Source organism: Rhizobacter sp. P1_G5, from assembly GCF_056405435.1.
Map to the genome: position 1 here is coordinate 1 of NZ_JBFUCB010000216.1, position 9,051 is coordinate 9,051.

A 9,051-nucleotide genomic window follows, 5' to 3' on the forward strand; every position below is an offset into this window, starting at 1 on the left:
AACCGTCTTGCTTTGCTGTTCGATCTGTCTCGTTCAGCGCAGCCTTAGACTGTAGCACCTTTTTGCTCGACTTCAACAACTTGTTTTGATTTTTTTCTGCCGCCGCTTTCGCCGCCTGCCGAAACCAATCTGTTGTTGGGTCGCTTCGTTGATTTGTCATCAGCGAAGCCCACGATTATGCACAGACCATTTTGAATCGTCAACACCATAGACCCTCGAGTTTTGTCGGGATTCTCTGAAATGCCGCGACACACCGAGAGTCCCTTCAATACGCCGCCGGGGCTTCGCAGGCGGCGAGCCATCGGCGAGAATCCGCGCCCTGCCCCCGTTGGGAGGCGCGCGCGGCTGTCTGGTGGCAAACAGCGGTCGGCGTTGACAGAGCCAACAAACAAGAGAAGACCCCGATGTACGACACGACCTACGTCAACAACCCCTTCGAATCGACCATTGACCCCGGTACCGTCCTGCAACGCGTTGAACAGTCGGCTGGCATCGCCCAGCTGCAACGCCGCGTGTTCGCGCGTGCCGACAAGCTGCGCGGCGTCGCCGCCGACCTGATGGAGCACGACGCCAAGATCGAGGCCCTGTTTGCCAACGGCCCCCGCGCCGGTGCCGCCCCCAAGAAGACCGCGAAGACCAAGGCCGAAGCCTGATCCGTCTCACCCCCGCCCGGGCCCGGTTCACCCTCGAACCATGGCGCCCGGCGGACCCCGGGGCAACAATGCGGGAGCATGACGGCCCTCTCCTCTCTCTCTACCGACAGAGATCACGACGACGCGGCAGCGATGCCGCGTCTCGCCTTCGGCATCGCCTGGGCGTTGTTCTGGGTGCTGATGATGACCATCGGCGTGCAGGATCACCTGCGCCAGGGCGGCACCGCCGTCTGGAAACCACTGCTGTGGGAAGGCAGCTCGATGCTCGTGTCCAGCCTGATCGTCTGGCTGCAATGGCGGCGAGCCGGGCGTCTCGATGAGCTGCTGAACCGCCCGTGGCGCTGGTTCGCCGCGAGCCTCGCCTGGCTGCCGCTGGCCGCGCCCTGCTTCATCGCCGCGGTGTTCGGGCTGCGCCACGCGGTCCACGCACTCGCCGGCGAGACCTACACGCACGACCCGTGGCCGGTGGTGTTCCGCTACGAGGCGCTGAAGTTCTCGATGTTCTACCTGCTGTTCGTCGCGATCGTCTTCGGGCTGCGCTCGCATGCGGCGCTGGCCTCGGCGCGGCTGCGGCTCGAACGCGAGCGGCGCTTGGCGCAAAGCGCGCAGCTGCTGCAGCTGGCCCAGCAGATCGAGCCGCATTTCCTGTTCAACGCGCTCAACACGATCGCCTCGACGATCCACACCGACCCGGCGCTGGCCGACACGCTGCTGATGCGCCTGGCTGCGCTGCTGCGCGCCGCCACCGACCTGGCGCGCCACCCCGAGACCACGCTGGCCGACGAGCTCACGCTGCTCGAAGCCTACGCGTCCATCATGCGCGAGCGCTTCGCCGAACGCGTCGACATCGTCTTCGACATCGACCCCGCCACCCGTCCGTGCAAGGTCCCGTCGCTGCTGCTGCAACCCCTGCTCGAGAACGCCTTCCGCCACGGCGTCGAGCGCCGCCTGGCCCCCACCCGCATCGTCGTGCGCGCGCGCCGCGCCGGTGCGCGCCTGTGCCTGGAGGTGCAGGACGACGCCGGCGAGCTGCCCCCGGGGCCCGATGTGCCCTGGGGCGTGGGCCTCGGCAACCTGCGGCAGCGCCTGCTGACACGCCATGGCGACAGCGCCTCGCTGACGCTGCAGGCGCGCGACGGCGGCGGCGTGCTGGCCCGCGTCGAGCTGCCATGCGGGTGCTGATCGTCGACGACGAGACTCCGGCGCGCGAGCGCCTGCGCCGCCTGCTGCTCGCGTTCGCCGATGTCGAGGTGACCGGCCAGGCGCGCGACGGCGAGGAAGCGCTGGCGGCGATCGCCGCGCAGGCGCCCGATGCATTGTTCCTCGACGTGCAGATGCCGGGCCCGAGCGGCCTCGACGTCGCCGCATCGTTGCCCGAGCCGGCCCCCGCCATCGTCTTCGTCACCGCGCACGACCGCTACGCGGTGCAGGCCTTCGACGCCGCCGCGGTCGACTACCTGCTGAAACCGGTCGAGCCGCAGCGCCTCGCGCAGGCGCTGCAACGGCTGCGCCTGCGGCTCGGTGCGCCGCGCCCGCCGCTGCAGCCGGCGCAGTTGCTGGTGGCCGACCGCGGCCGCACGCAGGTGGTCGCGGTGGCCGATATCCTGTGGCTGGAAGCCGCCGACAACTACGTCGTGCTGCACACCCCCGATCGGGCGCCGCTGCTGCGCCGCACCCTGTCGGGCCTGCTCGCCGACCTGGGCCCCGGCTTCGCGCGCACGCACCGCGGTGCCGCGGTCGCGCTGGCCCACGTGACGCAGCTCGAACCGCTCGGCAAGGGCGATGCACGCATCACGCTGCGTGGCGGGCCCACCGCGCCGTGCACCCGCCAGTACCGCGAGGACCTGGTCGCGCGCCTGGCCGCCATGCGCTGATCCGCCTCGCCCCGCGTCCGGGGCGCTTCGTCCCGTCGCGCTGGCCGCCCGCGCCGCCTGGCCCCAGCCTTGTCGCACCGCCCCCGCGAAAGGCCTTGCCATGACGGACATGCCCACCCCACCCGCGCGCCTGCTCTACCTCGACTGGCTGCGCATCGCCGCCTTCGGGCTGCTGGTCCCGTACCACGTGGGCATGTACTACGTGAGCTGGGACTGGCACATCAAGAGCCCGCAGTGGCACACCGCGCTGGAGCCGTGGATGATGCTCAGCTCGCCCTGGCGCATGGACCTGCTGTTCATCGTCTCCGGCGCCGCCAGCGCGCTGATGCTGGGCGCCGGCCGCGCCCCCTCGTTCGCCTGGCTGCGCCAGCGCAGCGCCCGCCTGCTGCTGCCACTGCTGCTCGGCATGCTGGTGATCGTGCCGCCRCAGTCCTGGCTGGAGGTGCAGCGCCGTTACGGCTACGCCGGCAGCTACCTCGACTTCATCCCGCTCTACCTGCGCGGCGGCAGCGGCTTCTGCGATGCGGTGCACGGCTGCCTGGTGCTGCCGACCTGGAACCACCTGTGGTACCTGCCCTACCTGTTCGCCTACACGCTGCTGCTGTGGGGCGCGCTGCGCTGGCGCCCCGGCTTGCTGCCAGGCGTCGCGCAACTCGGTGCCCGCGCACTGGCCGGCCCGCGCCTGCTGTGGCTGCCGCTCGCGCTGCTGTTCGGGTGGCGCCTGCTGATGGCGCGCCGCTTCCCGGCCACGCATGCGCTGCTCGACGACTGGTTCATGCACGGCCAGTACCTGGCGATGTTCGCGTTCGGCGCCGCACTGGCGCAAGCCGCCAGCCTGGCGCAGGACGCGCAGCGCTGGCGCTGGTGGGCCCTGCTGTCGGCCGCGGCAGGCTGGCTCGCGCTGCAAGGGTTGCTGATGTCGGGGGCCGGCTGGCCGTGGCTGCGCGCGCTCGCGTTCTGCGTGCTGCAGTGGGGCGCACTGGTCGCCGCCATCGGCTTCGCCCACCGGCACTGGAACGCCGACCACCCGCTGCGCAAGACCCTCGCCGAGGCGGTGTTCCCGCTCTACCTGCTGCACCAGACGCTGATCATCCTGCTGGTGCACGCGCTGCTGCCATGGGCGTTGCCGTTCGAGGCGGAAGCGCCGCTGCTGGTCGGCGGCACCTTCATGCTCGGCTGGATCGGCTACCGCCTCGCACTGCGCAGCGGGCCGCTGCGCATCCTGTTCGGGCTCAAGCCGGCAGCAGCAGCTCGCGACGCTCGCCGAACTGTCGCCACCCGCCGCGCGTGAAGGCGCGGGCCATGCCGGTGTTCGAGCGGTCGGTGTCCGCGACCAGGCGCGGCAGGCCGGCATCGCGCAGCAGGGCCGTCGCGGCAGCCAGCAGCACATCGACATGGCCGCGCCCGCGGTGGGCCGGCAGCACGCCGATGTAGCCGATGCTGCCGAAGTCGGCACCCGCCACCGGCAGCACCAGGCCCACGGCCGTGCCCTGCGCATCGAGGGCGATCTGCCACCAGCCCGGGTCCACGCGCATGCTGCGCAGGTCGGCGATCAGTTCGGCCGCATGGGCTTGCGCGCCATGCGCCGCGACGGTCTCGATGTCGATCTGGTCGCGCGAGGCCGCCGCCACCGCGGCCACCATCTGCCGCAGCAGGGTCTCGTCATCCGGGGTCGCCGCACGCAGGTGCAGATCACCCGTGTCGACCGCGGCGCCCGGCGCCAGCGCCGCCTCGAAGCGCAGCGTGTCGCGCTGGGTCCTGAAACCCAGGCCGGCCAGCAAGGCCAGGCGCGCGTCGCCGTGCGTCTGCCATTGCGGCGTGCGCGGCGGGTGGTCGTGGCAGTGGCCCACGGTCGTCAGGCCCGCGTCGGCCATCGCCCGGCGCGCGCCATCCAGCAGCGCCCGCCCGATGGCGTCGGCCTCGCCTTCCCAGGGCAGGTTCAGCAGCACGATGTCGAGCGGCCGGCCGACCCGCGGCAGGGCCCAGAACGCGATACGCCCGCAGGGCCGGCCGTCGCGCCAGGCGACGAAGCACCACTCAGGCCGCGACGACCCCGAGGCGAACAGCCCTTCGAGGTAACGCGCGGTGTCGTCGACGTGTTCAGGCGCGGTCTCCACCGCCGCGAACTGCCGCACGCTGTCCGCCTGCCGGATTTCGAATGTCATGCAGCGCCCTTCTCGAAGCCTTCCAGCACGTTGACCGCGTTGACGCCGACCTCGGCGACCRCGTAGCCGCCCTCGAACACGAACACCGTCGGCAGTTGCAGCGCGGCGATGTCGCTGCCCACCTGCAGGTAGTCGGCGCTGCGCAGCGCGAAGCTGGAGATCGGGTCGCCCTCGAAGGTGTCGACGCCGAGCGACACCACCAGCGCCTGCGCGCCGAAGCGGCCGATCGCCTCGGTGCCCGCACCCAGCGCCGCGCGCCAGCGCGCGAAGTCGGTGCCGCGCGGCAGCGGCAGGTTCAGGTTGAAGCCCACGCCGGCCCCGGCGCCGCGCTCGTCCGCATGCCCCAGGTAGAACGGGTACTCGGTGCGCGGATCGCCATGCAGCGACACCGTCAGCACGTCGGCCCGCTCGTAGAAGATGCTCTGCGTGCCGTTGCCGTGGTGGTAGTCGACGTCGAGCACCGCGACACGCTCGAAGCCGCCATCGCGCAGCGTCTGCGCGGCCAGCGCCGCATTGTTCAGGAAGCAGTAGCCGCCGAAGAAATCGGCGCCGGCGTGGTGGCCGGGCGGGCGCGTCAGCGCGAACGCGCCACGCTGCGCCCCGCTCGCCACCGCCCGCGCCGCATCCACGGCGCACGCGGCACCGGCGCGCGCCGCCTGCCAGGTGCCGGCGACCAGCGGCGTGCCGGCATCGAACGAGAACAGCCCCATGCGCGCCGCGAAGTTGTCGGGCAGCACGTCGTCGCGGAAGCCCCGCACCGGCCACACCGACGGCAGTGCATCGACCTGCGCATTCGCCGGATCGAGCGCGACCCAGTCGTCCCACGCGTGCGCGAGGAAATCGAGGTAACGCCCGTTGTGGATGTGCCGCAGCACGTCCATCGACACCTCGCCCGGCTCGCGCAGTTCACCCAGCCGGCGCCGCTTCAACTCGGCCAGCACGTGGTCGAGCCGGTCGGGCACCTCGTGGCACGGCACCAGCCGGCCGCGGTACATCTCCTGGCGCCCGGCATGCAGGTGATGCACCGGGTTGTGGACGGTCAGCATTCAGTCGCCCTCCTTCGGCGCGCCATCGGACAGCGGCTTGAACAGGTCGTCGAAGTCTTCCGCATTCAACGCCGCGTCGCTCGCCACGCCCTTCAGCAGCARGTCCGCGAGCCCCGCCTTGCGGGCCTGCAGCTCGATCATCTTGTCCTCGACCGTGCCGCTGGCCAGCAGCTTGTAGACGAACACCGGCTTGTCCTGCCCGATCCGGTAGGCGCGGTCGATCGCCTGCTGCTCGACCGCCGGGTTCCACCACGGGTCGTACAGGATCACGGTGTCGGCCGCGGTCAGGTTCAGCCCGACGCCACCGGCCTTCAGGCTGATCAGGAACAGCGGCACATCGCCCTGCTGGAACTGCGCGACCAGCCCGGCCCGGTCGTCGGTCTCGCCGGTGAGGATCAGGTAGGGCAGCTTCAGCCGCACGAGCTCGGTCTCGATCAGCGCCAGCATCTCGGTGAACTGCGAGAACAGCAGCACGCGCCGGCCGTCTTCCACCAGCGTGGGCAGCAGGTCGAGCAGCAGCTCCAGCTTGGCCGACGGCGCGGCCTTGCCGGCGGCCGCCTGCGCATCGCGCGCCTCGCCCTTCAGCAGCCGCGGGTCGCAGCACACCTGGCGCAGCTTCAGCAAGGCATCCAGCACCATGATCTGGCTGCGCGCGAGGCCCTGCTTCTCGATCGCGTCGCGCAGCTTCTCGTCCATCGTCGCGCGCACCGTCTCGTACAGGTCGGCCTGTGCGCCGGACAGCTCCACGCGCAGCAGCGTCTCGGTCTTGGCCGGCAGCTCCTGCGCCACCTGCTGCTTGGTGCGGCGCAGGATGAACGGCCGCACGCGCCGCGCGAGGTGCTGGGCCTGCAGGTGATCCTGCCGCTTCTCGATCGGCTGGCGGTAGCGCTCGCGGAACTGCAGCTCGCTGCCGAGCAGCCCCGGGCAGACGAAATCCATCAGGCTCCACAGCTCGCCGAGGTGGTTCTCGAGCGGCGTGCCGCTCAGGCACAGCCGGTGCTGCGCGCGCAGCCCCTTCAACGCGAGTGCGGCCTGGCTGCGGCTGTTCTTGATGCGCTGCGCCTCGTCGAGCACGACGTAGTGCCAGTCCTGCGCGGCCAGCACGTCGATGTCGCGCACCGCCAGCGGGTAGCTGGTGATCACCAGGTGGGCCTGGCCGAGGCGCTCGAAGTGCTGCATGCGCCGCGCGCCGTGCAGCACCAGCGTCTTCAGCTGCGGCGTGAAGCGCTGCGCCTCGGTGTGCCAGTTGTCGACCAGGCTGGTCGGCACGACGACGAGCGACGGCTTGTCGAGCCGGCCGGCATCGAGCTCGCCCTGCAGCAGCGCGAGCGTCTGCAGCGTCTTGCCCAGCCCCATGTCGTCGGCGAGCACGCCACCCAGCCGCGCACGGCGCAGGAAATCCATCCAGGCCAGCCCGTCGAGCTGGTAGTGGCGCAGCGTCGCACGCACCTCGGGCGACGGCTGCACCGGCGGCAGCCCGCTGCCATTCTTGCCATTCCCCAGGCCGCGCAGCTCGCGGATCAGCGCATCGAGGCTCGGCGGCGCGACCACGCGTGCGCCGACCGCCAGCGCATCGAGCGTGCCGAGGTCGAAGCGCGACAGCTGCAGCACCTGGTCGGCGGCCTTCAGCGTCGGCTTCTCGAACACGCCGCGCAGCCAGTCGAGCAGCGGCGCGATGCGCTGCACCGGCACGCGCAGCAGCCGCTGCCGCGCCGGCGCGCCCAGCGGCAGCGGCGTCGACGGCGGCGTGTCGTCCGGCCACGGCACCAGCACCTCGCCGGTGCCGGCGCGCAGCGCACTGTCGACCTTCAGCCAGCCGCCCTGCACCAGGCCCACCAGCAGCGGCACCAGGTTGACCGGCTGGCCCTCGACCGAGAGCTTCAGCCCGAGCCGGAACCAGTCGCCGCCCGGCTCCTGCTGCAGGTCGACGGTCCAGTCGTCGGCCTCGTGCAGCTCGAACGGGAAGTCGTCGTCGACCTCGACCAGCCAGCCCTGCTCCTTCAGGCGCGGCACCTCCTGCGTCAGCAGGTGCGCCCACTGGTCGCGCTGCTGCGGCACGAAGATCATCGGCTGCCCCTCCAGCGCGACGCCGTAGCCGGCGCTGACGATGCGTCCGCTGCCGAAGCTCGACTGCCGCTGCATCGCCGCGCCCGCCGCGAGGCTCCATGGCCGCAGCCGCAGCGGGTCGGCCATCGCGCGCACCGCGGCCGCCTCGGCATCGGCATCGCGGTCGAAGCGCGTCAGCTGCGCGGTGGTGGCACCGCTGACGCGGGTCGCGTCGAGGAAGGTGGTCTCGGCCGGGGCGGCGGGCAGGTGGTAGTCGATCGGCGGCATGCCCGGCACGCGGTAGCGCAGCAGCAGCTGCACCGAGGCCTGGCGCGGCGCATGGTCGCTGACCAGCGGGCGGCTCGCGCGGGTGCCGAAGCGCTGGTGCAGCATCGCCTCGGAGGCCGCATCGACGCAGGTGCCCAGCCGCAGCACCGGCACCAGCGGCAGCGTGCCGAGGTTGCGCAGCGCGCGCGCCTGCTCGTCGGGCACCGGCAGCTGCAGCCCGCGCTGCGCGGCCAGCTCCTGCAGGCGGTCGGTGAACGACGACAGCAGCTCGGCCGGCACCGGCGGCATGCGCGTCAGCCAGTCGATCACCGGCGCCTCGGCCGGCACGCCCTGCAACGCGGCCGGCCGCAGCGTCAGCCCACCGAGGTCGATCGCCTGCGGCTCGGGCAGCATCACGATGACCACCGGCTCGTCGGCAGGGCCGCGCCACTGCGTGTGCCAGTCGCCCATCTCGTCGGCGAACCAGTGCAGCGAGACCGGCAGCGGCTCGTCGATGCGCTGCGCCACCGCGCCGGGCGGGTGCGGCAGCTCGCCGAGCAGCGGCGGCACGATCCACGCCCGCCCGCTGCGCAGGATCAGCTCGATCACCGCCAGCGCATCGCGGCCGCGCAACGGCAGCGAGCCGGTGCTGGCGTTCGGGCCGAGCAGCGGCAGCAACGCGGCCAGGATCTCCAGGTCGGCCGGCGCCAGGTAGGCGGGCCGGTTGCGCAGCATGTCGATCACGCTCGGCGAGTGCGGCCGGTGCGAGCCGAGCTCGCCGGTGCGCCGCAGGCTGCCGAGGTGCAGCGTCAGCACCAGCGTGCCGGCGCGCGCGTTCAGCACATACATCAGCGTGCGCTGCGGTGCCGTGGCGGCGCCGGGCGGCGGCAGCGGCCGGCCGGCGATGTCGGCCAGCTCGGCCAGCCAGAGGCGCACCGGACGCGGCCACTCGTCGGCGCTGGGCACCGGTGCGGCGCGCGCGACCGGCGCGGTGACGGGG

The 9,051-nt window shown here is 72.0% G+C and carries 7 protein-coding genes; 4 read left to right on the top strand and 3 right to left on the bottom strand.

What is annotated here, in order from left to right; genetic code table 11:
* The first annotated feature begins 404 nt into the window (after positions 1–404).
* The 4 genes from AC1D12_RS16210 (at position 405) to AC1D12_RS16225 (ending at position 3,818) form a co-directional block, all read left to right on the top strand.
* Positions 405–653 (top strand): hypothetical protein, encoded by a 249-nt coding sequence (locus tag AC1D12_RS16210; protein WP_047509254.1) that lies wholly within the window; start codon positions 405–407, stop codon positions 651–653.
* A 132-nt stretch (positions 654–785) separates the two neighbouring features.
* Positions 786–1,835, top strand: a complete 1,050-nt coding sequence (locus AC1D12_RS16215) for a sensor histidine kinase (protein WP_477828239.1) — start codon at positions 786–788, stop codon at positions 1,833–1,835.
* Positions 1,823–2,527, top strand: coding sequence for a LytR/AlgR family response regulator transcription factor (locus tag AC1D12_RS16220; protein WP_477841505.1), 705 nt, complete (start codon positions 1,823–1,825; stop codon positions 2,525–2,527). Before AC1D12_RS16215 ends, AC1D12_RS16220 begins: the two co-directional genes overlap by 13 nt.
* 100 nt (positions 2,528–2,627) lie before the next feature.
* Positions 2,628–3,818: an acyltransferase family protein gene (locus AC1D12_RS16225; protein ID WP_477841507.1), complete on the top strand. Its 1,191-nt coding sequence runs from the start codon at positions 2,628–2,630 to the stop codon at positions 3,816–3,818.
* Here AC1D12_RS16225 and AC1D12_RS16230 read toward each other — a convergent pair.
* The 3 genes from AC1D12_RS16230 to AC1D12_RS16240 all read right to left on the bottom strand — a co-directional run.
* A complete protein-coding gene (locus tag AC1D12_RS16230; protein WP_477841509.1) occupies positions 3,760–4,692 on the bottom strand; it encodes a GNAT family N-acetyltransferase in 933 nt (310 codons plus the stop codon). The genes AC1D12_RS16225 and AC1D12_RS16230 overlap by 59 nt on opposite strands.
* Positions 4,689–5,738, bottom strand: coding sequence for a histone deacetylase family protein (locus tag AC1D12_RS16235; RefSeq protein ID WP_477841511.1), 1,050 nt, complete (start codon positions 5,736–5,738; stop codon positions 4,689–4,691). The genes AC1D12_RS16230 and AC1D12_RS16235 overlap by 4 nt, the downstream gene beginning before the upstream one ends.
* Positions 5,739–9,051, bottom strand: a 3,313-nt coding sequence (locus AC1D12_RS16240; protein WP_477841513.1) for an SNF2-related protein, incomplete at its 5' end; no start/stop codon positions are given.